This is a genomic window from Georgenia sp. AZ-5, from assembly GCF_043952095.1.
In the GTDB taxonomy this organism is placed as follows: domain Bacteria; phylum Actinomycetota; class Actinomycetes; order Actinomycetales; family Actinomycetaceae; genus Georgenia.
In genome coordinates this window covers 4,403,038-4,426,918 of record NZ_JBINOU010000001.1, presented here as the reverse complement: position 1 = coordinate 4,426,918, position 23,881 = coordinate 4,403,038, and the positions used below count along the sequence as shown (strand labels likewise).

Annotated in this window: 28 protein-coding genes; all 28 read left to right on the top strand. The window is 73.2% G+C overall.

All coding sequences use genetic code 11. The features are described 5' to 3' along the window. Positions 1-5: 5 nt before the first annotated feature. The 28 genes from ACF0H8_RS20510 to ACF0H8_RS20375 all read left to right on the top strand — a co-directional run bounded on the left by ACF0H8_RS20510 (position 6) and on the right by ACF0H8_RS20375 (position 23,833). Entirely contained in the window at positions 6-836 is an 831-nt protein-coding gene (locus tag ACF0H8_RS20510) for a flagellin (RefSeq protein ID WP_395290942.1), read from the top strand. Positions 837-955: 119 nt separating this feature from the next. Then, a complete protein-coding gene (fliD, locus tag ACF0H8_RS20505) occupies positions 956-2,332 on the top strand; it encodes a flagellar filament capping protein FliD (protein ID WP_395290690.1) in 1,377 nt (458 codons plus the stop codon). A 12-nt stretch (positions 2,333-2,344) separates the two neighbouring features. Continuing rightward, complete coding sequence (gene fliS, locus ACF0H8_RS20500; RefSeq protein WP_395290689.1) at positions 2,345-2,767, top strand: flagellar export chaperone FliS; 423 nt, start codon at positions 2,345-2,347, stop codon at positions 2,765-2,767. Continuing rightward, the gene (locus ACF0H8_RS20495; protein WP_395290688.1) at positions 2,757-3,071 is read left to right on the top strand and encodes a hypothetical protein; all 315 of its coding nucleotides are present in this window, start codon (positions 2,757-2,759) and stop codon (positions 3,069-3,071) included. The genes fliS and ACF0H8_RS20495 overlap by 11 nt, the downstream gene beginning before the upstream one ends. 167 nt (positions 3,072-3,238) lie before the next feature. Beyond that, the gene (locus ACF0H8_RS20490; protein WP_395290687.1) at positions 3,239-3,583 is read left to right on the top strand and encodes a flagellar basal body rod protein FlgB; all 345 of its coding nucleotides are present in this window, start codon (positions 3,239-3,241) and stop codon (positions 3,581-3,583) included. Beyond that, positions 3,580-3,972 (top strand): flagellar basal body rod protein FlgC, encoded by a 393-nt coding sequence (locus tag ACF0H8_RS20485; protein ID WP_395290686.1) that lies wholly within the window; start codon positions 3,580-3,582, stop codon positions 3,970-3,972. The genes ACF0H8_RS20490 and ACF0H8_RS20485 overlap by 4 nt, the downstream gene beginning before the upstream one ends. Then, the gene (gene fliE / locus ACF0H8_RS20480) at positions 3,972-4,292 is read left to right on the top strand and encodes a flagellar hook-basal body complex protein FliE (protein WP_395290685.1); all 321 of its coding nucleotides are present in this window, start codon (positions 3,972-3,974) and stop codon (positions 4,290-4,292) included. The genes ACF0H8_RS20485 and fliE overlap by 1 nt, the downstream gene beginning before the upstream one ends. Continuing rightward, positions 4,292-5,878 carry a flagellar basal-body MS-ring/collar protein FliF gene (gene fliF, locus ACF0H8_RS20475; RefSeq protein ID WP_395290684.1) on the top strand — a complete coding sequence of 529 codons (1,587 nt, stop codon included), beginning with the start codon at positions 4,292-4,294 and terminating at the stop codon, positions 5,876-5,878. Before fliE ends, fliF begins: the two co-directional genes overlap by 1 nt. Continuing rightward, the gene (gene fliG, locus ACF0H8_RS20470) at positions 5,875-6,900 is read left to right on the top strand and encodes a flagellar motor switch protein FliG (RefSeq protein WP_395290683.1); all 1,026 of its coding nucleotides are present in this window, start codon (positions 5,875-5,877) and stop codon (positions 6,898-6,900) included. The genes fliF and fliG overlap by 4 nt, the downstream gene beginning before the upstream one ends. Then, positions 6,890-7,525 (top strand): FliH/SctL family protein, encoded by a 636-nt coding sequence (locus tag ACF0H8_RS20465; protein ID WP_395290682.1) that lies wholly within the window; start codon positions 6,890-6,892, stop codon positions 7,523-7,525. The genes fliG and ACF0H8_RS20465 overlap by 11 nt, the downstream gene beginning before the upstream one ends. After that, positions 7,522-8,856, top strand: a complete 1,335-nt coding sequence (locus ACF0H8_RS20460; RefSeq protein WP_395290681.1) for a FliI/YscN family ATPase — start codon at positions 7,522-7,524, stop codon at positions 8,854-8,856. The genes ACF0H8_RS20465 and ACF0H8_RS20460 overlap by 4 nt, the downstream gene beginning before the upstream one ends. Further along, positions 8,856-9,287 carry a flagellar FliJ family protein gene (locus tag ACF0H8_RS20455; RefSeq protein ID WP_395290680.1) on the top strand — a complete coding sequence of 144 codons (432 nt, stop codon included), beginning with the start codon at positions 8,856-8,858 and terminating at the stop codon, positions 9,285-9,287. Before ACF0H8_RS20460 ends, ACF0H8_RS20455 begins: the two co-directional genes overlap by 1 nt. Then, positions 9,284-10,030: a C40 family peptidase gene (locus tag ACF0H8_RS20450; RefSeq protein ID WP_395290679.1), complete on the top strand. Its 747-nt coding sequence runs from the start codon at positions 9,284-9,286 to the stop codon at positions 10,028-10,030. Before ACF0H8_RS20455 ends, ACF0H8_RS20450 begins: the two co-directional genes overlap by 4 nt. After that, entirely contained in the window at positions 10,027-11,424 is a 1,398-nt protein-coding gene (locus tag ACF0H8_RS20445; RefSeq protein WP_395290678.1) for a flagellar hook-length control protein FliK, read from the top strand. Before ACF0H8_RS20450 ends, ACF0H8_RS20445 begins: the two co-directional genes overlap by 4 nt. A 9-nt stretch (positions 11,425-11,433) precedes the next feature. Then, positions 11,434-12,303 (top strand): flagellar hook assembly protein FlgD, encoded by an 870-nt coding sequence (locus ACF0H8_RS20440; RefSeq protein ID WP_395290677.1) that lies wholly within the window; start codon positions 11,434-11,436, stop codon positions 12,301-12,303. 24 nt (positions 12,304-12,327) lie between these two features. Next, complete coding sequence (locus tag ACF0H8_RS20435; RefSeq protein ID WP_395290676.1) at positions 12,328-13,503, top strand: flagellar hook protein FlgE; 1,176 nt, start codon at positions 12,328-12,330, stop codon at positions 13,501-13,503. 517 nt (positions 13,504-14,020) lie between these two features. Next, complete coding sequence (locus ACF0H8_RS20430) at positions 14,021-14,332, top strand: flagellar FlbD family protein (RefSeq protein ID WP_395290675.1); 312 nt, start codon at positions 14,021-14,023, stop codon at positions 14,330-14,332. After that, positions 14,314-15,078 carry a motility protein A gene (locus ACF0H8_RS20425; RefSeq protein ID WP_395290674.1) on the top strand — a complete coding sequence of 255 codons (765 nt, stop codon included), beginning with the start codon at positions 14,314-14,316 and terminating at the stop codon, positions 15,076-15,078. The genes ACF0H8_RS20430 and ACF0H8_RS20425 overlap by 19 nt, the downstream gene beginning before the upstream one ends. A 32-nt stretch (positions 15,079-15,110) precedes the next feature. Next, on the top strand, positions 15,111-15,914 hold the full coding sequence (locus ACF0H8_RS20420; RefSeq protein WP_395290673.1) for a flagellar motor protein MotB: 804 nt from the start codon (positions 15,111-15,113) through the stop codon (positions 15,912-15,914). A 64-nt stretch (positions 15,915-15,978) separates the two neighbouring features. Next, positions 15,979-16,884, top strand: coding sequence for a flagellar motor switch protein FliM (locus tag ACF0H8_RS20415; RefSeq protein ID WP_395290672.1), 906 nt, complete (start codon positions 15,979-15,981; stop codon positions 16,882-16,884). Next, a complete protein-coding gene (gene fliN, locus ACF0H8_RS20410; protein ID WP_395290671.1) occupies positions 16,881-17,579 on the top strand; it encodes a flagellar motor switch protein FliN in 699 nt (232 codons plus the stop codon). Before ACF0H8_RS20415 ends, fliN begins: the two co-directional genes overlap by 4 nt. Continuing rightward, positions 17,580-18,020, top strand: coding sequence for a FliO/MopB family protein (locus tag ACF0H8_RS20405; protein ID WP_395290670.1), 441 nt, complete (start codon positions 17,580-17,582; stop codon positions 18,018-18,020). Further along, positions 18,017-18,847 (top strand): flagellar type III secretion system pore protein FliP, encoded by an 831-nt coding sequence (gene fliP / locus ACF0H8_RS20400; RefSeq protein WP_395290669.1) that lies wholly within the window; start codon positions 18,017-18,019, stop codon positions 18,845-18,847. Before ACF0H8_RS20405 ends, fliP begins: the two co-directional genes overlap by 4 nt. After that, positions 18,847-19,122 carry a flagellar biosynthesis protein FliQ gene (fliQ, locus tag ACF0H8_RS20395; RefSeq protein ID WP_395290668.1) on the top strand — a complete coding sequence of 92 codons (276 nt, stop codon included), beginning with the start codon at positions 18,847-18,849 and terminating at the stop codon, positions 19,120-19,122. Before fliP ends, fliQ begins: the two co-directional genes overlap by 1 nt. A 2-nt stretch (positions 19,123-19,124) precedes the next feature. Next, a complete protein-coding gene (gene fliR, locus ACF0H8_RS20390) occupies positions 19,125-19,883 on the top strand; it encodes a flagellar biosynthetic protein FliR (RefSeq protein ID WP_395290667.1) in 759 nt (252 codons plus the stop codon). Beyond that, entirely contained in the window at positions 19,883-20,989 is a 1,107-nt protein-coding gene (locus ACF0H8_RS20385; protein WP_395290666.1) for a flagellar biosynthesis protein FlhB, read from the top strand. Before fliR ends, ACF0H8_RS20385 begins: the two co-directional genes overlap by 1 nt. Beyond that, positions 20,986-23,034: a flagellar biosynthesis protein FlhA gene (locus ACF0H8_RS20380; RefSeq protein WP_395290665.1), complete on the top strand. Its 2,049-nt coding sequence runs from the start codon at positions 20,986-20,988 to the stop codon at positions 23,032-23,034. Before ACF0H8_RS20385 ends, ACF0H8_RS20380 begins: the two co-directional genes overlap by 4 nt. Continuing rightward, positions 23,024-23,833, top strand: coding sequence for a hypothetical protein (locus tag ACF0H8_RS20375; RefSeq protein ID WP_395290664.1), 810 nt, complete (start codon positions 23,024-23,026; stop codon positions 23,831-23,833). Before ACF0H8_RS20380 ends, ACF0H8_RS20375 begins: the two co-directional genes overlap by 11 nt. Positions 23,834-23,881 lie beyond the last annotated feature (48 nt).

Here is a 23,881-nt window from a genome sequence, read left to right as displayed (position 1 = left end):
ACATCATGGGTTTCTCGGTCAACACCAACATCGGCGCCCTCAACGCCTACCGCAACCTGTCCATCACCCAGGACAGCCAGAGCAAGTCCCTGGAGAAGCTCTCCAGCGGTCTGCGCATCAACCGCGCGGCGGACGACGCCGCCGGCCTGTCCATCGCCGAGGGTCTGCGCTCGCAGGTCAACGGCTTCAACGTCGCCGCCCGCAACGCCCAGGACGGCATCAGCCTGGTCCAGACCGCCGAGGGTGCCCTCGGTGAGGCGCAGTCCATCCTGCAGCGCATGCGCGACCTCGCGGTTCAGGGTGCGAACGACACCAACAACGCCGACTCGCGCGCCGCGATCGACAACGAGCTCGCCGCCCTCGGCGAGGAGCTCGGCCGGATCGCCACGGGCACGAACTTCAACGGCATCGACCTGCTCACCAACGCTGCCTCTACGACACCCCTGAGCATTCAGGTCGGCACCGACGCTGCGGCCACCTCCCAGATCGAGGTCGGCCGCGCTGACCTGGAGACGGTCGCCGGCACCGTGACTGGGCTTTCGGTTTCCGACGCCACCACGGCGCAGGGCTCGATCACCACCATCGACGCGGCGATCAAGTCGGTCTCTACGTCCCGCTCCGACCTCGGTGCGGTCCAGAACCGCCTCGAGTACGCGGTGCGTAACATCAACGTCTCCGCCGAGAACCTGGCCTCCGCCGAGTCCCGGATCCGCGACGTCGACATGGCCAAGGAGATGATGAACTTCACCCGCGCGAACATCCTCTCCCAGGCCGGTACGGCCATGCTCGCCCAGGCCAACCAGGCCCCGCAGGGCGTGCTGCAGCTCCTCGGCTGACCGAGGTAGACAGGCGCCTGGCGGTGCACCGGTGAACTGGACCTCACCGGCGCGCCGCCGGGCGTTGCCTCGCTCCACCCCCGTATCCGCTCCACCACGCGTCACGGAAGGGCCCTGACATGGGTATCCAGCTCACCGGACTCGCCAGCGGCATCGACACCGCGGGGCTGGTCGACCAGCTCATGCAGATCGAGTCCATCCCTCAGCTGCTCCTGAAGAACACGGTCTCCGCCACCCGCACCGAGATCAAGGCGCTGCAGGACCTCAACGCCAAGATCGCCGCCCTCGCCACCAAGGCGAAGGCCTCGGCCGCCCCCGACGCGCTCGACCTGTTCACCGTCACGTCCTCGTCCGACGCCGTCAGCGCCACCGCCAGCTCCGGCGCCGCCCCCGGCTCGCTCGACCTCGTCGTCGACTCCGTGGCCAAGGCCCAGGTCTCCGTCACCGCCGCCATGAGCGCGACGCCCAGCACCACCTTCACCATCACCACCGCGGCCGGCGCCACCGAGGTGACCGCCGCCTCGACCTCGTTGGACGACGTCGCCAAGGCGCTCAACGACGCCGGCGCCGGCGTCCGCGCCGCCAAGGTCGCCGCCGGAACCGACCCGAATACCGGCGAACAGCTCTACCGTCTCCAGGTCAGCAGCACCGAGACCGGTGCAAAGGCCGCCTTCAGCCTTCACGCGGGGACGGCGGACGAGGTGCAGGCAGGAACGGCTACCGACGTCTTTGCCGAGGCCGGTGCCGCTCACGTCACCACGGCCAAGGACGCCCAGGTGACTCTGTGGGCGGGCACCGACGCCAAGCAAATCATTACCTCGTCGACCAACACCTTCGCCGGCCTCCTGCCCGGCGTGGACGTCACCGTCGCGAAAGCCTCCGTCGACCCGGTGACCATCACCGTCTCCGAGGACACCGCGGCAAAGTCCACCGCGGCCAAGGACCTCGTCACCGCGCTGAGCGACATCTTCAGCTACATCGACGCCCGCACCAAGGTCACCACCGGCACGAACGGCAAGACCACCGCGGGCGTGCTCACCGGAGAGGCCGTGGTCCGCGACGCCAAGCAGGCGCTGCTCTCCGCCGCCACAGCACCGATCGGCGGCCGGTCCCCGTCCGAGGCGGGCATCACCATCACGCGCGACGGCACGGTGACCTTCGACGCCGCGAAGTTCGAGAAGGCCCTCGCCGGCGACCCGACCTTCGCGCAGGAGGTCTTCGCCACGATCGCCGGACGCGTGCAGACCGCCGCCGAGTCGCTCTCCGACAAGTACGACGGCCGCCTGACCAACTCCATCAAGAACCGCGAGGCCAGCGCCAAGAACGTCGACGACGAGATCGCCTCCTGGGACCGCCGCCTCGCGCTGCGCCGCACGACCCTCGAGGCGACCTGGGCGAACCTTGAGGTGCAGATGGCCGCCATGCAGTCCCAGCAGCAGTGGCTCAGCGGTCAGCTCGCCGGCCTGACGGCCTCGATACTGCCGAGCACGAAGTAACGAGGAACGGACATGACACCCTTCGCCCAGAGCGCCTACGGACGCAACGCCGTCCTGACGGCCACCCCGGCCCAGCTGCTGACGATGCTCTACGACCGGCTCCTGCTCGACCTCTCCCGCGCCCAGGCAACCCAGCAGGCGGAGCAGTGGCACGCGGCCTCCGAGCAGCTGCTGCACGCCCAGGCCATCGTCACCGAGCTCATCGGCTCCCTGCGGGTGGAGGCCTGGGACGGCGCCGACCAGCTGCTGGCGCTGTACCAGTACGTCCTCTCCGCCCTGGTCAACGCCAACGTCCACCGCGACGGCGCACAGGTCACCGAGTGCATCGAGCTCCTCGAGCCCCTGCGCCGGGCCTGGCACGACGCCGCCGCGGCCCACACCGTCGTCCCGGCAACGCCGACGACCGGCTGGCTCGGTGATCTCGGTGTCGCCTGACCCCACGGGCTCGGAGGCCTGGCTGGAGGTCCTCACCGCCATGGAGGACGCCGTGGCGGAGGTCGAGCAGGGCCCCGGAACCGGGCCCGCCGCCACACCGGCGGCCGGTTGGACCCCGCCCGTCGGCATCGGGCCGATCCCCGCCGACCTGCGCGAACGCGCCGGCGCGCTCGTCGCGGCGCAGGAGTCCGCGATGGTGCGGCTCCGGGCCGCCCAGCGGACCAACCGCAGCCACTCCGCGGTGCTCCGCGCGCTGCCCCACCGCCCCGGGACGGCCTCGATCTACCTCGACGTCGAGGGCTGATCGCCACCTCCTCCTGAGAAGCCGGCAGGCACCGGAGGAAAATCGGACATCGTCTCCCGCAACCGCTAACGGCGGCGGGAGACCGTCCGATAAGGAAGAGCGAGCACGGATTGCTCCCCCCTGAGGCCATGGATCGGCCGCCCCCGCCCCACCCCCTGGAGCGCGCAGTGTTCGACTCCGTGACCGCCGTGGCGCTGGACAGCGCCCTTGACAGCCTGGCAGCCCGCCAACGCGCCGTCGCCAACAACATCGCCAACGTCAGCACCCCCGGCTACACCGCCCAGCGGGTGCAGTTCGAGGAGGCGCTGAGCCGCTCCGTCGCTGCCGGTGACGGCGAGGCGGTCGCCACCACGGAGCGCTCGCTCGAGCCCACGCAGCTCAACGGCAACAACGTCAACCTCGACACGGAGACCCTCTCGAACGTCGAGACGGTCCTGCGCTACCAGTTCGCCACCCAGGCGGCCGGCGGCGAGGCACGCTCGCTGCGCGCTGCGATGAGGACGAGCGGATGACCTTCGACGCCATCGGCATCGCCGGGACCGCCATGACGGTCCACCGCAAGTGGCTCGACGCGGTCAGCGACAACCTCGCCAACGTCAACACGGTCACCGCCACCGACGGCGCCGCCTTCCAGGCCCGCTACGTCGTGGCGCAGGAGGGACCCGGCGCCACCGGCGTCTACGTCGCCGGCGCCGAGTGGGGGGACGCCGAGGGGCGCGTCACCTACGAACCGGACCATCCCCTCGCCGACGAGGACGGGTACGTGCGCTACCCGGACATCGACATGGCCGAGCAGATGGGCCACCTGATCATCGCCCAGCGGGGCTACCAGGCCAACGCCGCGGTCGTCGACCGCGCCAAGGCCGCCTACGAGGCGGCACTCCAGATTGGACAGAGCTGATGGCGTTCTCCATCCCGGCGGTCGCCGGCGTCACCCCCACCGCGTACGTCGAGCTGCCCGACCTCGAGCCCGGCGCGAAGACGAAGAGCGTCGACAACGGGGCCGGCTTCGCCGCCGCCCTCGGCGGGGCCGTCGACGGCACCCAGGCGCTGCAGGCCACGAGCAACGAGCTCGCCATCGCCGCCGTGACCGGTGACCTCACCGACGTCCACGACGCCAGCCTGGCCGCCACCCGCGCCCAGGTCACCCTCGAGCTCGTCGCCGCCGTCCGCAACAAGGGTGTCGACGCGTTCAACGAGATCATGCGGATGCAGGCCTGATGCCCACGCAGATCAAGGGTGCCCTGACCCGCCTGACCGGCGCGGTCCGCGATTTCACCGTGGCCCAGCGCACCATCGCCCTCATCGGCCTGGCGGTGCTAGGCCTGGGCGTGGCCGCCCTCGTCACCCTCACCTCGCGGCCCACCTACACCCCCCTGTACTCCGGGCTCTCCGCCGCCGACGCGAGCACCATCGTCGAGCAGCTGCGCACCGACGCCGTTCCCTACGAGCTCACCGACGGCGGCTCCACCGTGCTCGTCCCCGAGGAGCACGTCTACGACCAGCGGCTCAAGGCCGCCTCCGCCGGACTGCCGTCGGAGTCCACCGCCGGGTACTCCCTCCTGGACGACATGGGAGTGACCTCCAGCGAGTTCCAGCAGTCCGTGACGTACAAGCGGGCCATGGAGGGCGAGCTCGCGACCACCATCTCGGCGATGACGGGGGTCGCCAACGCCTCCGTGCGCCTGGCCGTCCCCGAGGAGACGGTGTTCGTCTCCGAGCAGGTCGCCCCCACCGCGTCCGTGTTCGTCCAGCCCGACAACGGTGTGACGCTCAGCAGCGACCAGATCCAGGCCATCGTCCACCTCACCTCGGCCTCCATCGAGGGCATGAAGCCCGAGGACGTCGCCGTGGTCGACGCCGAGGGCACCGTGCTCTCCGCCGTCGGCGTCGGGGCCACCGGCTCCACGGACAAGCAGGCCTCCGACTACGAGCAGCGGGTGCAGTCCCAGGTGCAGGCCATGCTCGACCGGGTCGTCGGCCCGGGCAACGCCACGGTCGCCGTCGCGGCCGACATGAACTACTCCTCCGGCGAGCGGCTCGAGGAGAGCTTCACCACCCCCGAGGGCGCGCCGGCGCTGAACGAGTCGAGCACCACGGAGAACTACGAGGGCACGGGCGGTGCCGCAGCCGGCGTCCTCGGTCCCGACAACATCGCGGTGCCGAACGGCGGCACCGGCGAGGGGTCGTACACCGCCGAGGAGGCGACCCGCAACAACGCCGTCAACAAGGTCACCGAGACCACCGTCATCCCGGCCGGGGACATCAACCGGCAGACGATCTCCGTGGCCCTGGACGTCGACGCCGCGGGCGCCCTCGACCGGGCGGCCCTCACCGAGCTGGTCTCCTCCGCCGCGGGCATCGACGCGGAGCGCGGGGACCTCGTCACGGTGGAGGTGCTGCCCTTCAACACGACCGGCGCCGAGGAGGCCGCGGCCGCCCTGGCCGCCGCCGCCGCCGCCGAGGAGGCCGCCCGCCAGGCGGACATCTTGCGCACCGCACTCATCGCCGGGGCCGCCCTGCTGGCCGTGCTCGTGGTGGTCCTCGCGGTCCTGCGCTCGCGCCGCCGCGAGGAGCGCGAGAGCGTCGACGTCGGCGAGCTCACCCTGCTCGAGACGCCCGAGGACGACGACGCACCCGCCGTTATCGAGCAGCCCGCCCCGGCCGCCGAGCTCCCGGCCTTCCCCGAGCGGGAACCGGTCGACGCCGAGCGCAAGCGAGCCGAGGTCGAGGCGATGGCCGGGGCCGACCCGGCCCGCACCGCCGAGTACCTCCGCGCCCTCATGGACGACAGGCAGCCCGCATGAACGCCACGATCAGCGCAGAGACCCTGACCGGCACGCAGAAGGTCGCCCTCGTTCTCATGCAGATGTCGCAGGAGCGCGCGGCGGAGGTCATGAAGCACTTCTCCGAGGAGGAGGCCCAGGAGGTGGCCGCGGACCTCGTGCGGCTGCGCCGCGTGGACGCCGAGACCGCGGAGGCCGCGCTCGACGAGTTCTACGAGGTCAGCCTCCACGGCAGATGGCGGCCCCGCGGCGGCCGCGACGTCGCCGCCGGGCTCCTCGAGGCCTCGTTCGGCGAGGAACGGGCCACCGCCGTCATGGACCGCCTGGCCTCGTCCATGGCGGGACGGTCCTTCGAGTTCCTCGAGGACGCCGAGGCCGGGCAGATCCTCTCCCTCCTCGACGGGGAGCACCCGCAGACCATCGCCCTGGTGCTGGCGCACCTGGGCACCGCCACCGCCTCGGCCGTGCTCTCAGGGCTCGACGAGGACGTGCGCACCGACGTCGCCCAGGCAATCGCCACGATGACCACGGCGTCCCCCGAGGCCGTCGCGATCGTCGCGGACTCCTTCAAGCTCCGTATCGGCGCCTCGCTGACGCCGAAGCAGCCGATGGAGATCGTCGGCGGCGTCCAGCCGCTCGTGGACATCATCAACCGAGCCGACGTGACCACGGAGAAGGCCGTCCTTGACGGCCTCACCGAGCGCGACCCGGAGCTGGCCGAGGAGATCCGCGCCCGCATGCTCACCTTCGCGGACATCGTCAAATTCGAGGCCAGGGACGTGCAGATCATCCTGCGCGGCATCGACACCGCCCTGCTCGCCCACGCCATGAAGGGCTCGCCGGACGTCGTCGTCGAGACCATCCGACGGAACCTGTCCGAGCGCAACCGCCAGCTGCTCGCCGAGGACCTCGACAACCTCGGCCCGGTCCGGATGTCCCAGGTGGAGGAGGCCAGGGCGGAGGTCGTCCGGCTCATCCGCACGCTCGAGGCCGAGGGTCGCATCACCATCAGCCGCGCAGACGAGGACGACTATGTCTACTGAGGCACGCGCGTCCGTGGGCGGCCCCGCCGAGACGCCCTTCACCGCCAGACCCTTCCCGGTCGTGCGCACCGCCCGCCTCGACGCCGTCGAGGAGCAGGCGCGCACCCGCGGGCACGCCGCCGGGTACGCCGACGGGACCCGTCGGGCGGCCGCCGTCGCCGCGGCCCTGCGGGCGCGGCAGGTGGCCGAGCACGAGGCGCTGCTTCGCTCGACGCAGGCGCGCACCGACACGCTGCTGGCGGCCCTCGGGGCTGCGGTGCAGGCCCTCGAGGCCCGCACCGCCCCCACCGTCGCGGCGGCGCAGGACGCCCTCGCGACCGCCGCCCTGGAGCTGGCGACCGCCGTCGTCGGCCAGGAGCTGGGTGACATGGCCACCGCCGTGCGCTCCGCCCTGGGCCGCGCGCTGTCCGTCGACGCCGACCAGGTGGTCGCCGTCCGGCTCAGCCCCGGCGACCTGACAGCCCTGACCGACGAGCAGCGCGCCGCGGCCGGCGTGCGCCTGGTGGCCGACCCCGACCTCGCCAGCGGCGACGCGGTGGCCGTGTTCGACGACGGCCACCTCGACGCGCGGGTCGGCACCGCCCTCGCCCGCGCCCGCGCCGCGCTCACCGGGACGCCCTCGTGAGCGTCGCGACCACCTGGCGCCCGCACGCCGACCGCTTCGCGACCGCGCTGGACGCGGCCCGCCCGGAGCGCGTCGGCGTGGTCTCCTCCGCCGTCGGCCTCGGTCTCGAGGTTGCCGGGCTGAGGGCCGGGCTCGGGGACGTCGTCCTGGTGGGCGAGGAGCCCGGCATCGAGGCAGAGGTCGTCGCGGCCACCGCCGCCGGCGTGCGCTGCATGCCGCTGGCCCGGATGGGCGGAATCAGTGCCGGCACGCCCGTGCGCGCCAAGGGCACCCCGCTGCTCGTGCCGACCGGGCGTGGACTGTTCGGCCGCGTGCTGGACGGGCTCGGTCGGCCGATCGACGGCAAGGGCCCGCTCCGCGACGTCGAGTGGGTGCCGGTGGACCACGACACCCCGCCGGTGATGTCCCGCACCCGCATCGACACTCCCCTCCAGCTCGGGGTGCGCGTCATGGACACCCTGACCACGGTCGGGCGCGGGCAGCGCATGGGCCTCTTCGCCGGGTCCGGCGTGGGCAAGTCCTCGCTGCTGTCGATGATCGCCCGGGGCACCGACGCCGAGGTCTCCGTCATCGCCCTCGTCGGCGAACGCGGCCGCGAGGTGCGCGAGTTCCTCGAGGACGACCTGGGGGAGGAGGGGCTGGCCCGCTCCGTCGTCGTGGTCGCCACCTCCGACGAGCCGGCGCTGCTGCGCCTGCGCTCCGCCTTCGTCGCCACCCGGATCGCGGAGTCCTTCCGCGACCACGGCGCCCACGCCATGCTCATGATGGACTCCCTCACCCGCGTGGCGATGGCCCAGCGCGAGATCGGCCTGTCCGTCGGGGAGCCCCCCGCCACCCGCGGCTACCCGCCGTCGACCTTCTCCGTGCTGGCCCGGCTCCTCGAGCGCGCCGGCACCGGGCCGACCGGCTCGGTCACCGGCATCTACACCGTCCTCGTGGACGGCGACGACCACAACGAGCCGATCGCCGACGCCGCCCGCTCCATCCTGGACGGGCACGTCGTCCTCGACCGGCGCCTGGCCGTCACCGGCCACTACCCGGCCGTCGACGCCCTCGCCTCGATCTCCCGGGTCGCCTCGCGGGTGTGCCCGCCCGAGCGCACCGCTGCCGCCACCCGGCTGCGGGCGGCGCTCGCGGCGCACCGGTCCGCCCAGGACATGATCGACGTCGGCGCCTACCGGCCCGGCTCGAACCCGCTGGTCGACGCCGTCATGGCCCACGAGGCCTCGATCAACGCCTTCCTGCGCCAGCGCATGGACGACCAGACGCCCGCCGACCGCGCGTGGGCCCAGCTCACCGCCCTGACCGACGCCCTTGGAGGTGTTTCCTGATGGCACGCCAGTTCGCCCTCGCCGGGTTGCTGCGGGTCCGCCAGACCGAGCACGACCAGGCCCTCGCCCGCACGGGCGCGGCCGAGGTCGCCCTGCGCTCCCACCGCGACCACGTGCACACCGCACGCTCGGCGCTCGCCGACGGCCCCGCCGAGGTGACCTCCGCGGCCGCCCTGCGCGCCGTCGCCGCCGCCCGCTCCTCGACCAGCAGCATGCTCACCGAGCTGCTCGCCGCGGACGGGCAGCACGCGCAGGAGCTGGACGAGGCCCGCACGGAGCTCGTGCGCGCCCGGGTGGCCGTCCAGGGGCTCGAGAGGCTCCAGGAGCGGCACGAGGCCGCCGTGGTGGCCGACGAGCTCGCGGCGGAGCAGGTGGCCCTCGACGAGATCGCGTCCCAGGCCTGGCGGCGCAACGCCGCGGTGCGGTCATGAGCATCGGTGCCGCCATGGGCCGCATCGGCGAGATCGAGGCCACCATCGGCCGCCTCAGCCACACCCCGGCCGCGACGCAGCCGGAGCCTGTGCGCGCCGCCGCCCCGGCCGGCCTCGGCTCGTCCGGCTCGCTGACGTCAGGCACGACGGCGTCCGGCGACCTGTTCAGCAGGGCGCTCTCCGCCCTGGGGGCGGCCGGCGCCCCGGCCGCGGCCCTCGGCACGGCCGGCGCGCAGGCCGCGGCGGCCGCCGCGCCGCCGGGCGCCGCCGCTCCCGCCGGGGCCGGCGCCGTCCTCGACGACGGCCGCACCAGCGGCGCCGACGTCGTCGCCGGCGCCCGCAAGTACCTCGGGGTGCCCTACGTGTGGGGAGGCGAGTCGCTCGCGGAGGGCGGCCTGGACTGCTCCGGCCTCGTCCAGCTCGTCTTCTCCGAGCTCGGCGTGACCATGCCCCGCGTGGCCCGTCAGCAGATGAACGAGGGCCAGGAGATCCCGTCGCTGGCGCAGGCGCGCCCGGGCGACCTCATCGTCACCCGGGGCGGCGCCCACATCGGCATCTACATCGGTGACAACAAGATGCTCCACGCCCCCCGCCCCGGCGAGGACGTGCAGATCCGCGAGCTCTTCGAAACGGACGCGACCATCGACACCATCCGCCGCATCGTCCCGGCCGACGGCGCAGCGGCGGGCAGCGACCTCGTCGGCGCCGCCCAGGCGGCCGCAGTGACGGGAGCGGCCCGATGATCGCGGCCGTCCAGCCGGCGCCGGCCTCCGCGCCCGCCCGCCGGGCCGACTCCCCGGGTGGCGGCGCCGGGTTCGCCGACGCGCTGCTCGGCGCCCTCGGCCCGCAGGCGAGCGGGGGCCGGTCCACGGGAATCTCCGTGCTCGCTGACGGCACCGCCGCGGGCGCACCTCACGCCGGTGCCGGCCCCGACGGCGGCGTGTCTCCCGACGCCGCCAGCGCGACCGAGCCCGACGCCGGCACGTCCCTGCTCACCCTGCTCCGGCACGCCGCACCGGCTGAGGAGTCGGGCACCGACGCCGCCGACGGCGAGGGCTCCGGCACGGCCGACGGCAAGAACTCCGAGGGCGCCGAGCCGGCGATCGGGCCCCAGGGCGGCACCCCCGTGGCCACGGGGCTGACCACCGAGACCGGCGCCTCCGTGGGACCGGCGGTCGGGACCGCCGCGGACGAGAGCGGGACGGGCGCCGGGTCGGCCGCCGCCGACCCGGCCGGCTCCGAGCCGGGCACGGCCGGTGGTCCGTCCGCCGACGCGGCGGCCCCGGCCGACGACGTGCCGGGCGGGGCGGCGGCCTCCGGCGCCGCCACGCCCGGCAGCGCACCGGCCACTCCGGCGGGCCCCGGTACCGGGATGCCCGGTTCCGCGGCACCCGTGGACGGCGCGGCGAGCGCTTCGGTCGGCACCACGGCACCTGTCGTCAGCTCGGCGACCGGAACCGCGGCGCTCGGCGCCTCGGTGCCGGGTGCCGGAGCCCCAGGCGGCGCCGGTGCCGTGGGTGCGGCCGCCGCCGGTGCCGCGCCGGCCGAGACCGCCGGAGCGCCGGCGGGCACCGACACCGCCGTGCCCCTCGCGACGGCCGGCCCGCAGGCCTCCACGCCGGTCGCCGCGCCGGCCGCACCCGCACCGGCCGCCGTCGCCCAGCCCGCCACCCCGACCACGCCCGTGCCGCTCGCCGGCCAGCTCACCGGACCCCTCCGCGGTCTGCTCGACGCCGGGGCGGGGGAGCACGTGCTCACGCTGCGGGTCACGCCGGACAACCTCGGACCCGTCACCGTGCGGGCCCACATCGGCGCCGAGGGGGTGCGGATCGAGATGTTCGCACCCAGCGACGCCGGCCGCGAGGCGTTGCGCACCATCCTCACCGACCTGCGCCGCGACCTGGCCGGCGCCGGGACGGGCACGAGCCTGGAGCTCTCCGACCACGACCAGCCCGGCCGCCAGGATCCCGCCGGGGACGGCCCGTCCGACCGGCGGGACCGCGCCGGCCACCGGTCGCCCGGCGCTCCGCCGGCCCGGCCGGGCGGCGACGCCCCTGACCCCTTACCCATCCACCCCCTGGTGCCGATAGTCCCGGGCAGTACGCCTGGACGGCCGGTCCTGGACGTCCTGGCCTGAGGAGGCCCCGTGCCCGTTGAACCCGTCACCGCAACCGGCGGGATGTACACCGCCGCCCCCACCCGCGCCCCCAAGCAGCAGCTCGACGGCGAGGTGTTCCTCTCCCTGCTGGTCACCCAGCTGCGCAACCAGGACCCGTCCTCGCCGATGGACACCACCCAGATGATCGCCCAGACCACGCAGCTGGCCATGATGGAGGAGCTGACCAGCATCTCCGCCGCCCAGCAGGAGAGCTTCGGCCTCCAGATGCGCTCGGCCGCCGCGGACCTGATCGGCCGGCAGATCTCCTACACCGACGCCGCGGGCCTGCCCGCCTCCGGCGTCGTCACCGCCGTGTCCTACGCCGGGCAGACCCCCACCGTCACCGTCAACGGCCAGGACGTCGCCCTCGACTCCGTCGGGGCCGTCACGTCCGCCGGGGGCCCCGCTGCCGTGAGCAGCGTGCAGGCAGCCGGCGGCAACTACGGCGCCGCCTCCGTCGCCGGGTACAGCGGCAACCAGCTCGCCAACGCGGACGCCATCGTCGCCGCCGGCCGCGCCATGGGCCTGTCCGAGCGCGACGTCACCATCGGCGTGATGACCGCCATGGGCGAGTCCGGCCTGCAGGTCATCGACCACGGGGACGCCGCCGGCCCCGACTCCCGCGGCCTGTTCCAGCAGCGGGACAACGGCGCCTGGGGCACCTACGCCGAACGTATGGACCCCACCGCCTCGGCGACCAGCTTCTTCACGGCCCTCGCCGGTATCGGCGGCCGGGACGCCATGACCCCCACCGCCGTCGCCCACGCGGTGCAGCGCAACGCCGACCCGAACCACTACGAGAAGTACTGGCCCGCGGCCGTGGAGGTCGTGCAGACCCTCACCGCCTCCCAGGTCTGACACCCACCCCAGAAAGGTCCAACCATGCTGCGCTCCCTCAACACCGGTATCGCCGGTCTCCGCGCCCACCAGACGATGCTCGACGTCACCGGCAACAACATCGCCAACGTCAACACCACCGGGTTCAAGGCCTCCTCCACCCAGTTCCAGGACACGCTGTCCCAGCTCACGCAGGCCGGGGCCGCCCCGGACCAGCAGGTCGGCGGCACCAACCCCGCCCAGGTCGGCCTCGGCGTCCAGGTGGCCGGCATCTCCACGAACTTCGCCCAGGGGTCGACCCAGGTCACCGGCCGCGCCACCGACATGGCGATCTCCGGCGACGGGTTCTTCGTCGTCAACAAGGGCGGCAACACGTTCTTCACCCGTGCGGGCGCCTTCGACTTCGACAGCAACGGCAACCTCGTCACCCCGGACGGCGCCATCGTCCAGGGCTGGCCCGCCGTGGGCGGCGTGGTCAACGCCGGCGGGCCGGTGCAGAACATCGGCCTGCCGGGTGCGGCCACCACCGCGGCTCAGGCCACCACCGGCGTCACGCTCGGCGGCAACCTTCCTTCGGACGCCGCCCCCGGCACCGAGGTGGTCCGCGACGTCGAGGTCTTCGACGCGCTCGGCGAGTCCGTCACCCTCACCCTCGCCTTCACCAAGGCCGCGACCGGCAACTCCTGGAACGTGCAGGGTTCGGACTCCACGGGAGCCACCGGGAACACCACCCTCACATTCGCGAACGGCGGCTACTCCGGCGGTGCCATCAATGTCGGCGGCGTCACCGTCGACCTCGCCGACCTGACCGGGTACGCGGACCTGTCCACCCTGAAGGTCACCGACAAGGACGGGCGCCAGGCCGGCACGCTGACCTCCTTCTCGATCGGCCCGGACGGCACCCTCGTGGGGTCCTTCTCCAACGGGGTGCGCGAGCCCATCGGGCAGGTCGCCCTGGCCACCTTCGACAACCCCGGCGGCCTGGAGAAGTCCGGGAACTCCCTCTACGCGGCCACGGTGGCCTCCGGCGGCGCCATGGTGGGCGAGGCCGGCACCGACGGCCTCGGCACGCTCGTGGGCGGCGCCCTGGAGATGTCCAACGTGGACCTCTCCCAGGAGTTCACCAACCTCATCGTGGCCCAGCGCGGCTTCCAGGCGAACTCCCGCGTCATCACCACCTCCGACGAGGTGCTCAACGAGCTGGTCAACCTCAAGCGCTGAGTCCGGCAGTGAACGCGGCGTCGCGCCACGTTCTCTCGCTGGACGGCTGGCGGAAAACTCAGCAGCCATACCGCGTCTCACCCCTGCCGTGCTCAGCCGGCAGGGGTGAGACGAATTGTCATGGTTGCCTTTCTGATTCACCGCCTGGTGGAGGCAGCCTCGGACGAGACCGATAGACCGTCCCAGGCGGCCGCCGGCCCGCGATACAAGCATTGTTGACCCGTACGACGACGTGTTCGCCGACACTGACCCTTGCCGTCGCCCACGACCCGGACCTCCTGCGCTCGGCCTGCCGCGACAGCCGTCATCCACCTGCGCTCGCGCCGTGGCGCGCGTGTGGGTGGATCTCGTGCAGCGAATCCTCCCTCGGGCCGACCGGCTGATCCGCAGCAGCGGCAACCCCGCCAGCCGACGCCAGGACGCCGCTCCTGCGCGACCGTCGCTAACGGACGACGTTCTCTGGCCGACAGTGATCACCGACGGCTCGCCAGGAGCCACCGACCCCACAGGACACCGGATGATCGTGCTCACAGGCCTCAACAAGCAGCAGTTCGCGATCAACCCCGACCTCATCGAGCGCATCCTCGTCACCCCCGACACCATGCTGGTCATGGTCGACGGGAACCGGTACGCGGTGCTCGAGGCCATGCCCGAGGTCATCGCCCTGGTCGAGGCCTGGCGCGCCGGTGTCATCACCCGGGCCCGTGAGGTCAGCGTCAAGCACCGCCCCGAGCACGGCCACCTCGGCGTCGTCCGCACCCCCGACGACGCCGCCGACCCGAGCGCGCTCGCGCGACCGAGGGAGAACCCATGGACCCCGCAACGCTGATCGGTATCGCCCTGGCCTTCGGGGCACTGTGGGCGATGGTCACCCTGGAGCACGCGAGCCTCAGCTCGCTGTTCCTGGCGGCCCCGATGATCCTGGTGTTCGGCGGCACCATCGCCGTCGGCCTTGCCTCCGGCACGCTGCCCGACGCCCTCAGCGCGGTCAAGGCTCTGCCGCGGGCCTTCCTCGGCCGTGCGGCCAAGCCACACGAGTCCATCGAGCAGATCGTCGAGCTCGCCGCGCAGGTCCGCAGCGAGGGCGCCCTGTCCCTGGAGCGCAACGCCGCCGAGGCGGAGGACCCCTTCGTCCGCGTCGCGCTCCAGAACATCGCGGACGGCACGCACGCCGACGAGCTGCGCCTGCTCCTGGAGGACCAGATCGAGACGAAGGCCCGGCAGGACCGCGTGCCCGCCAACTTCTTCCAGGCTCTGGGCGGGTACGCCCCCACGATCGGCGTGGCCGGCACCGTGGTCTCGCTGACCCACGTTCTCGAGAACCTCTCCGACCCCGCCACCCTCGGACCCATGGTCGCCGCCGCCTTCGTCGCGACCCTGTGGGGCATCCTGTCCGCGAACTTCCTGTGGATCCCCATCGCGTCCAGGCTGCGCCGCCTCTCCGACCTCGAGGTCCAGACCATGACGCTCGTGATGGAGGGCATCCTCGCGGTACAGGCCGGCGACCCGCCGCGCCTGGTCGACGAGCGGCTGCGGGCCATGGTGCCCGACGGCGTACTCCCGGCGGCGGCATGAGCCGCCCGGGCGCCCGCGGCGGTGCTTCCCGCGTGAGCGGCGCCCCGACCGGCCGCGGCCGGCGGGTGCGACCGCAGCCCGAGGAGCAGCATCCCGACGAGCGCTGGACCGTGTCGTACATGGACATGGTCACCGTGCTCATGGTGCTGTTCATCGTGCTGTTCGCCATGTCCACCGTGGACCAGCAGAAGTACGAGGAGCTCCGCAACAGCCTCGCCACCGGCTTCGGCGTGGAGGAGGCCGGCAAGATCGACACCGCCGAGGGCGTGGTGGTCCCGGTGGAGAAGATCGACGAGGAGGGCGAGGGGTTCACCGACCTCGAGCTCGCCATGCTCGAGGTCGACCGGCTGCGGGCGCTGCAGGAGGCGATCGACGACGACCTGGCCGGGAAGGGGCTGGCGGACACGGTCCGCTTCAAGGTCGACGAGCGCGGCCTGACCGTCCGGCTGGTCTCCTCGGAGACGTTCTTCGAGGCGGAGAGCGCGGGCCTGACGCAGCAGGCCCGGGACATCCTCGACTCGGTCGGCGCAGCCCTGGCGCCCGCACCGTACGCGGTGTCCGTCGAGGGCCATGCGGACCACCGGGCCACCAAGGACTTCCAGACCAACTGGGAGCTGTCCTCCGCCCGCGCCACCCAGGTGGTCCGGCAGCTGGTCGACCGCAGCGCCATCGCCCCCGGCCGCATGGCCGCGGTGGGCTTCGGCAGCGCGCGCCCGCTCGCCGAGGGAGACTCCACCGACGTGCTGGCGACGAACCGCCGCGTCGACGTCGTGGTGCTCTCCGACGAGCCGGAGGCGGTCCGCGCCCTGATCCCGGGCCTCGTGGCCCAGGGCTGAGCCGCCGCACAACTGCCGGCCCGCGTCCCTTACATCGGACGCCGTGCTGCCGATAGTTCGGCTCGTGACGGTCCAGACACAAAAATCTTCCTTCGGCGTGCCCGCACGCCGGACAATCGAGGTCTACGACTTCCGCCGGCCCACCACGCTGGTGCGTGAGCACTCCCGGGTCCTGGAGCTGGCGTTCGAGACCTTCGCCCGCCAGTGGGGCACCCAGCTCACCGCCAAGGTCCGCGTGGTCGCCCAGGTCACGCTGAACCAGGTGGCCATGGCCACCTACGACGAGTACGTGGCCTCCCTGCCGCCCGCCACCGCGATGGTGCTGTGCACCATCGAGGACATGGCCCCCCGGGCCGTGGTGCAGGTGCCAAGCTCCACCGCGCTGTCGTGGGTGGGGCACATGCTCGGCGGCACCGGCACCGTCGCCTCGCCGGACCGGAAGTTCACCCCGGTCGAGCAGGCCCTCGTGGGCAACCTCATGAGCGAGACGCTCGAGGACCTGCGCTACTCGCTCGGCGGCCTCCTCACGGCCGCGCTGAAGGTCCAGTCGATCCAGCACAACAGCCAGTTCGCGCAGGCAGCGGCCACCGGCGAGCTGATGATCGTGGCCACCTTCGACCTGCGGGTCGGCGAGCGCGCCTCGACCGGCACGGTCGCAATCCCGGCGGACGCGATCCTGCCCCAGCTCGGCGAGGCCAATCCCGCCGAGCCCGCCGCCAACGCCAAGAACCTGGTGGCCGCGCAGGTGGCCCAGACCCCCGTGGACGTAGCCGTGCGCCTCGCCCCGGCCCGCATGCGGCCCGCGGAGGTCCTCGCGCTCTCCGTCGGCGACCTGCTCCACCTGCCCCACCCCGAATCACGCCCGCTCGAGGTCGCGGTCGAGGGTCGGACGCTCGCGCACGCCGCCGTCGGCGCGAACGGCTCCCGCCTCGCCTGCGTCATCGTCGACACCGAGGAGAACCCCCGATGAGCACCACCGCCCCCGCCCTCACCGAGTCCGCCGCCGCCCTCGCCGGCCTGCTGCCGACCACCACCCCGCTCGACGCCGCCCCCTCCGCGGGCGCGCCGGTCGGCCCCCAGGCGGGCTCCGCCGTCGTCGCCTCGTTCGTGGGTGCGACCTCCGCCGACCTCGCCGTGGCCCTCATCGACCAGGACGCCGTCGCCACCGCCGCCGGCGGGGCCGCCAATGTGGCCGTCACCGACGTCCTACGCCCCGCCCTGGAGGCGGCCGCCGCGCCGCTCGGCGCCGGCGTGCTCGGCGAGACCCGCCTGGAGGACGCGACCACCCTCTTCGAGGACCCGGCGACGGCGGTCTTCGAGCTCTCCGCCCAGGGCACCACCGCCGGTTGGTTCGGCGTCCGCCTCCGCGAGCCCGTCGTCATCCAGCAGGCGGCCCGGCCCGCCGTGGACGTGGCGGGCAAGCTCGGCCGCATCAACGACGTCGAGATGTCGCTCACCGTCGAGATCGGGCGCAGCCGGATGTCCGTGCGCGACGTGCTCGACCTCGAGCCCGGCGCGGTCGTCGAGCTCAACCGCTCCGCCGGCGCCCCGGCCGACGTGCTCCTCAACGGGCGCGTCATCGCCTACGGCGAGGTCGTCGTGGTCGACGGCGACTACGCCGTGCGCATCACCAAGATCCTCGACAACGCCGACGGGCTGAGCTAGGTGGAGATCCTGCTCACCACCCTGCGGGTGGTCGTCTCCCTCGCCGCCGTCCTCGGCCTCATCTGGGTGGCGCAGCGCTACGTGCGCCGCACCGCCACGCCGGGCAGGACCGCCGACGCCATCACGGTGCTCGGGCGTCAGGGCGTCGCGGCCAAGGCCTCCGTGGTCCTGGTGGAGGCCGCCGGCCACCGGTTCCTCCTGGGCGTCACCGAGCACCAGGTCAACGTGCTGCACACCGGGGACGTCCCGCCGCCCGCACCGACCGAGCAGGACCTCTTCTCGGACGCCCTCGCACGCACCACCGGCACGGACCCGGCGCTCACCGTGCCCGAGACCCCGCCCGCCGGCATCGCCGGGACGCCCGGCGGCTCCGGCTCGAATCTCGCCCCCGCCACCCGGCGGCAGGCCGCGGCCGCCCTGCGCCGCGGGCGCGCGACGTGAGCACTACCGTCCTCCGGCGGGCGGCGCGGCCGGCCCTGCTCGGGGCGGTCACCCTGGCGGCCGCGGCCGCGCTCCTGCTGCTGACCGCCGCGGTCGGGCACGCCGACGTCACGGACCCGGTGCCGCCGTCCGACCCTGCCGACCCGGACGCGCCCGGCGGCGGGCTGTCCGTGGAGATCAACGGCCCCAACGGGGCGCCGTCCTCGGCGGTGACCACGCTCATCGCCATCACCCTGCTGTCGGTGGCGCCCTCGCTCATCCTCATGATGACGAGCTTCACCAAGATCTTCATGGTCCTGGTGCTCACCCGCAACGCCCTCGCCACCAACGCCGTCCCGCCGAACCAGGTCCTCGCCGGCCTGGCCCTGTTCCTGTCCCTGTTCATCATGGGGCCGGTGCTGGGGGAGGTGAACTCCCTGGCCGTCCAGCCCTACCTGGACGGGCAGCTGACCTTCACCGACGCCATCACCGCAGGGACCGCGCCGATGCGGGAGTTCATGCTCGCGCACACCCGGGAGGAGGACCTGGCGCTGATGACCCGGGCCGCCGACCGCGAGAACCCCGCCGACCCGGCGTCGGTGCCCATGCTCACCCTCATCCCGGCGTTCATGATCTCGGAGATCCGCGCCGCGTTCATCATCGGCTTCGTCGTCTTCGTCCCGTTCCTCGTCATCGACCTCGTGGTCTCCGCGGCGCTGATGAGCATGGGCATGATGATGCTCCCGCCGGTGATGATCTCCCTGCCCTTCAAGATCCTGCTCTTCGTCCTCGTCGACGGCTGGGGCCTGCTCGTGACCGCCCTCGTCGGCAGCTACACGGTGGGCTGATGGAGACCAACGCCGTCCTCGACATCGCCGTGCAGGGCCTGGTCCTCGCGGCCAAGCTCTCCGCGCCGGTCCTCGTCACCGCCCTGGTGGTCGGCTTCGCGGTCTCGCTGCTGCAGTCGGTCACCCAGATCCAGGAGATCACCCTGGCGTTCGTCCCCAAGGCGGCCGCGGTCGCCGTCGCCCTGGTGGTCACCGGGCACTGGATGATCACCGAGCTGGTGAGCTTCACCCACGACCTGTTCGCGATGATCCCCTCCCTGCTGGGCGGTGGCTGACCGTGGCCCTGACCCTCAACCCGGCGTGGCTCGAGGCCGTGATGCTCGCTGTGGTCCGCATGGTGACCTTCCTCGTGATCGCCCCGCCGTTCAGCCACCGGGCCGTCCCGGCCCGCGTCAAGATGGCCATCGCCCTCGGCCTCGGTCTCGCCGTCTCCCCGCGGGTCGCGGAGGGGTACGTCCCCCAGAGCACGGCTGGCTTCGTCACCGCGCTGGCCCAGGAGCTCCTCGTGGGCGCCGTCCTCGGCTTCCTCGTGCTGCTGGTGTACTCGGCGATCTCCGCCGCCGGCACGCTCATCGACCTCTTCGGCGGCTTCTCCATGGCGCAGGTCTACGACCCGCAGTCCATGGTCAACGGCGCCCAGTTCGCCCGGCTCTACGCCATGGCCGCAACCGTGCTGATGTTCACCTCGGACGCGTACCAGCTCATCATCACCGGGCTCACCCGCTCCTTCGACGCGCTGCCGCTCGGCGGCGGGGTCGACCTCGCCGGGCCCGCCCAGACCATCACCGAGGGCGTGGGCCAGATGTTCCTCGCGTCCCTGCAGATCGCTGGCCCGCTGCTCGCCGTCCTGTTCCTCGCCGACGTCGGCCTCGGCCTGCTCACCCGCGTCGCCCCGGCCCTGAACGCCTTCGCTATGGGCTTCCCCCTGAAGATCTTCCTCACCGTCACGCTCGCCGGCGTCATGTTCGTCGCGCTGCCGCGCGTGGTCGCGGCCCTGACGGACGACGCCGTCGACCACCTGATGGGGGTGAGCTGATGGCCGAGGACTCCGGGCAGGAGAGGACCGAGGAGGCCACCGACAAGCGGATGAAGGAGGTGCGCTCCAAGGGCCAGCTGCAGAAGTCCCAGGACGTCACCGCCTGGGTCGGCATCGCCGCCGCCGCCGCGATGCTCCCGATGACGCTGGACCGGGCCGCCGCGGCCGCCACCGACCAGGTCTTCACTCTCACCTCGGTCATCGCGTCCCCCGAGCCCGCCCGCGCCGTCGCGGCCCTGACCGACGGCATGGCGTCGGTGGCGGCCACCCTGGGGCCGCTGCTCGCGGTCGTGGCCCTCGCCGTGGTCCTCGCCGCCGCGCAGGGCGGCGTCCATCCGGCCAAGCTCCGCGCCCACACCGAGCAGTTCAACGTGCTCACCGGCGTCAAGCGGCTCTTCGGGATGCAGGCGCTGTGGAACGGCATCAAGGCCCTGCTCAAGACCGCCGTCGTGGGCGCGGTGCTGTACCTGGTGATCCAGTCGCTCATGCCCGTGCTGATGACCGCCGGCGGCATGCCGATCGGCTCCCTGCTCGAGGCCGCGGGCGGCGGCGCGGCGTCCCTGCTGCAGTGGGCCGTCGCCGCCGGCATCGGGCTGGCGCTCCTCGACGTCCTGGTCATCCGCAAGCGCAACCGGAAGAAGACGCGGATGACCAAGAAGGAGGTCCGCGACGAGAACAAGAACGCCGAGGGCGACCCCCTCATCAAGTCCCAGCGCCGCTCCCGTCAGCTCGCCGCGTCACGCAACCGCATGATCGCCGCGGTCGCCGACGCCGACGTCGTCGTGGTCAACCCCACCCACGTGGCCGTGGCCCTGAAGTACGAGCCAGGGAAGTCCGCGCCCCGCGTGGTGGCCCGGGGCGCCGACCACCTCGCCACCCACATCCGTGAGAAGGCAGCCGCGGAGAACGTCCCGATGGTCCAGGACGTCCCCCTCGCCCGCGCCCTCCACGGGGCGTGCGACCTGGGTCAGGAGATCCCCGTGGAGCTCTACGACGCCGTCGCCCGGGTGCTCGCCTTCGTCATGGCCCTGAAGGCCCGCGGCGCCGCTGCCGGCGGTATCCACACCATGTCCCAGCCCACCCCGACGCCGGGAGCGACCCGATGAACACGAACCTCGCCAAGATCGCCGTGCCCCTCGGGGTCGTCGGCATCATCATGCTCCTGGTGGTGCCGGTGCCCGCCGGGATGCTGGACGCCCTCATCATCTGCAACATCCTTCTGGCGCTCGTGGTGCTGCTCACCGCGATGTTCGTCAAGCGGCCGCTGGACTTCTCGGTGTTCCCCTCGCTCATCCTCGTGGCCACCCTGTTCCGGCTCTCGCTGAACGTCGCCTCCACCCGCCTCGTCCTCGGCGACGGCTACGCCGGGCAGGTGATCGAGGCGTTCGGCCACGTCGTGGTCGGGGGCTCGCTGATCATCGGCATGGTCATCTTCCTCATCCTCGTGGTGATCCAGTTCGTGGTGATCACCAAGGGCGCCGAGCGCGTCGCCGAGGTGGGGGCCCGCTTCACCCTCGACGCCATGCCCGGCAAGCAGATGGCCATCGACGCCGACCTCAACGCCGGCCTGATCACCGAGGACCAGGCCCGCACCCGGCGCGCCGACGTCTCCGCGGAGGCGGACTTCTACGGCGCCATGGACGGCGCCTCGAAGTTCGTCAAGGGCGACGCGATCGCGGGCATCGTCATCACGCTGATCAACCTCGTCGGCGGCATCGCCATGGGCATGCTGCAGCGCGGCATGCCCGTCATGGAGGCGCTGGACACCTACGCGCTGCTGACCATCGGCGACGGCCTCGTCACCCAGGTCCCCGCGCTGCTCATGGCCGTGGCCACGGGCATGATCGTCACCCGCTCCAACGCCGAGTCGGACATGGGATCCGCGGCGTCGGCCCAGCTGACCCAGTCGCGTCAGGCGCTCCTGATCGCCGGGTCCGCCGCGATCGTCATGGCCTTCATCCCCGGCATGCCCAAGATCCCCTTCGTGCTCGTCGGCGCGGGGCTCGTGCTCGCGGCCCAGCGCATCAAGGCCAACGAGGCCAGGGCGAAGGCGGCCACCGAGCTGGCCGCGGCCGAGCAGCCGGCACCCACGCAGGAGACGACCGAGGACCTCATCGAGCAGATGCGCGTGCACGCCGTGGAGATCCTCCTCGCCCCCGACCTGGTCCCCATGGTCTCCGGCGCCCAGGACGACCTCCTCGGGCGGGTGCGGGCGCTGCGCCGCAAGATCGCGCTCGAGCTGGGCGTCGTCGTGCCCCCGGTGCGCACCCGCGACAGCATCGAGCTGCCCCCCGCCACCTACGCCGTGCGCATCGCCGGGGTCGAGGCCGGCCGCGGGCTCGCCCCCGCCGGCAAGGTGCTCGCGCTCGGGGACGCCCTCGGGGCGCTGCCCGGGCAGGCGACCGTGGAGCCGGTCTTCGGCCTGGCCGGCAAGTGGGTGCCCACCGAGATGCGGCACAGCGCCGAGATGACCGGCGCCACCGTCATCGACCGCGTCTCCGTGCTCGTCACGCACCTGTCCTCGGTCATCAGCGAGAACGCCGCCCGGCTGCTCTCCCGCGAGGACGTTCGCGTGCTCACCGAGGGCGTCAAGGGCGTCAACCCCGCCGCGGTGGAGGAGCTCACCCCGGCGCTGCTCTCCCTGGCGGAGGTGCAGCGGGTGCTCCAGGGCCTGCTCGCCGAGCAGGTGGCCATCAACGACCTGCCCCGCATCTACGAGGCCCTCGCCCTGGCGGCCAAGCGCTCCACCGAGCCGGAGCACCTGGTCGAGGCCGCCCGCCAGGCGCTCGGCCCGGCGGTGCCCGCCCGGTACGTCGAGGGCGGCACGCTGCGGGTCATCACCATCGCCCCCGACCTCGAGCAGGCCATGCTCGAGGGCCTGCGCCCCTCCGAGCACGGCACCCAGGTGCTCATGGACCCCGCCCGGGTGGAGCAGGTGCTCGGGTCGCTGCGCGAGCAGGTCGCCCGCATCCAGGCCGCCGGGCGCTCCGCGGTCCTCGTGTGCGCGCCCAAGCTGCGCCCGGCCACCCGCCGGCTCGTCGCCACCCAGGCCGGTGGCCTGCCCGTGCTGTCCTACAACGAGGCAACAGCCGCGGACGTGACGATCGAGACCGTCGGGGTGGTGAAGGATGCCGAGAAGATTGCAGCTTGAGGGCTCCTCCCTCGACGAGTTGCGGCGCCGGGTCCGTGCGGAGCACGGCCCCGCGGCGCGGATCGTCGCCGCCGAGCGGATCGTCGAGGGCGGCATCGGCGGCTTCTTCGCCCGGCAGCGGTTCGAGATCACCGTCGAGGTGCCGGACCTGCCCCGCCCGGAGCCGGTCGTCTTCGACCTGCCCGCGCGGGCCGGCATCGCCGCGCTGCTCGCTCAGGCGGAGGGCGGTGACGAGCTTGCCGGCTCGGTTGCGCCCGTCTCCACCGCCTCGGCCGCCTTCGGCCGCGTCCTCGACGACGTCATCGTCGCGACGACGGCGCCCGGCGGGTCCGTGCCCCGGCCGCTGGCGGCGGCGGGGGACCTGGTGGTCCTCGCCGGGCTCGGACCCGACGCCGTGGCCGTGGCGGAGGCGATGGCCGGGCACGTCGGGGCGACGGTCGCCGCCGCCGGGTCCGCCGCGGGGGCGGCGCGGGCGGAGACCCGGCAGGAGGCCCTGGCCGCCCGGGCGGCCGGGGTCCGCGCCGGTCGCGCCGTCGTGGTGGCCGTCGGCCTCGCCGGCGCGGGGGAGGGGTGGGACGTACTGCGCGCACTCGCCCCCGACCAGGTGTGGGCGGTCGTCGACGCCGGCCGCAAGGCCGATGACACCGCCGAGTGGGTCGCCGCCTTGCAGGAGGTGGCGGCGGTCGACGCCGTCGCGGTGGTCGGGCTCGACCTCACCCGGACACCGGGCACCGTGAACGACCTCGGGCTGCCGGTGGGCTGGATTGGCGACGCCCCGGCGCGAGCACGTACCGTCTGAGCGGGAAGGGCGGCCGCTAGGGTGGCCCGAGGCTGAACCTTGGGGGGC

Bases quoted from the DNA above. Each gene is read 5' to 3' on its own strand.
- ACF0H8_RS20380 (WP_395290665.1), top strand. From the start codon at position 20,986: ATGAACACGAACCTCGCCAAGATCGCCGTGCCCCTCGGGGTCGTCGGC.
- ACF0H8_RS20385 (WP_395290666.1), top strand. From the start codon at position 19,883: ATGGCCGAGGACTCCGGGCAGGAGAGGACCGAGGAGGCCACCGACAAG.
- ACF0H8_RS20445 (WP_395290678.1), top strand. From the start codon at position 10,027: ATGATCGCGGCCGTCCAGCCGGCGCCGGCCTCCGCGCCCGCCCGCCGG.
- ACF0H8_RS20430 (WP_395290675.1), top strand. From the start codon at position 14,021: ATGATCGTGCTCACAGGCCTCAACAAGCAGCAGTTCGCGATCAACCCC.
- ACF0H8_RS20455 (WP_395290680.1), top strand. From the start codon at position 8,856: ATGGCACGCCAGTTCGCCCTCGCCGGGTTGCTGCGGGTCCGCCAGACC.
- ACF0H8_RS20465 (WP_395290682.1), top strand. From the start codon at position 6,890: ATGTCTACTGAGGCACGCGCGTCCGTGGGCGGCCCCGCCGAGACGCCC.
- ACF0H8_RS20485 (WP_395290686.1), top strand. From the start codon at position 3,580: ATGACCTTCGACGCCATCGGCATCGCCGGGACCGCCATGACGGTCCAC.
- ACF0H8_RS20450 (WP_395290679.1), top strand. From the start codon at position 9,284: ATGAGCATCGGTGCCGCCATGGGCCGCATCGGCGAGATCGAGGCCACC.
- ACF0H8_RS20510 (WP_395290942.1), top strand. From the start codon at position 6: ATGGGTTTCTCGGTCAACACCAACATCGGCGCCCTCAACGCCTACCGC.
- ACF0H8_RS20435 (WP_395290676.1), top strand. From the start codon at position 12,328: ATGCTGCGCTCCCTCAACACCGGTATCGCCGGTCTCCGCGCCCACCAG.
- fliQ (WP_395290668.1), top strand. From the start codon at position 18,847: ATGGAGACCAACGCCGTCCTCGACATCGCCGTGCAGGGCCTGGTCCTC.
- fliF (WP_395290684.1), top strand. From the start codon at position 4,292: ATGCCCACGCAGATCAAGGGTGCCCTGACCCGCCTGACCGGCGCGGTC.
- fliG (WP_395290683.1), top strand. From the start codon at position 5,875: ATGAACGCCACGATCAGCGCAGAGACCCTGACCGGCACGCAGAAGGTC.
- fliD (WP_395290690.1), top strand. From the start codon at position 956: ATGGGTATCCAGCTCACCGGACTCGCCAGCGGCATCGACACCGCGGGG.
- ACF0H8_RS20425 (WP_395290674.1), top strand. From the start codon at position 14,314: ATGGACCCCGCAACGCTGATCGGTATCGCCCTGGCCTTCGGGGCACTG.
- fliN (WP_395290671.1), top strand. From the start codon at position 16,881: ATGAGCACCACCGCCCCCGCCCTCACCGAGTCCGCCGCCGCCCTCGCC.
- fliE (WP_395290685.1), top strand. From the start codon at position 3,972: ATGGCGTTCTCCATCCCGGCGGTCGCCGGCGTCACCCCCACCGCGTAC.
- fliS (WP_395290689.1), top strand. From the start codon at position 2,345: ATGACACCCTTCGCCCAGAGCGCCTACGGACGCAACGCCGTCCTGACG.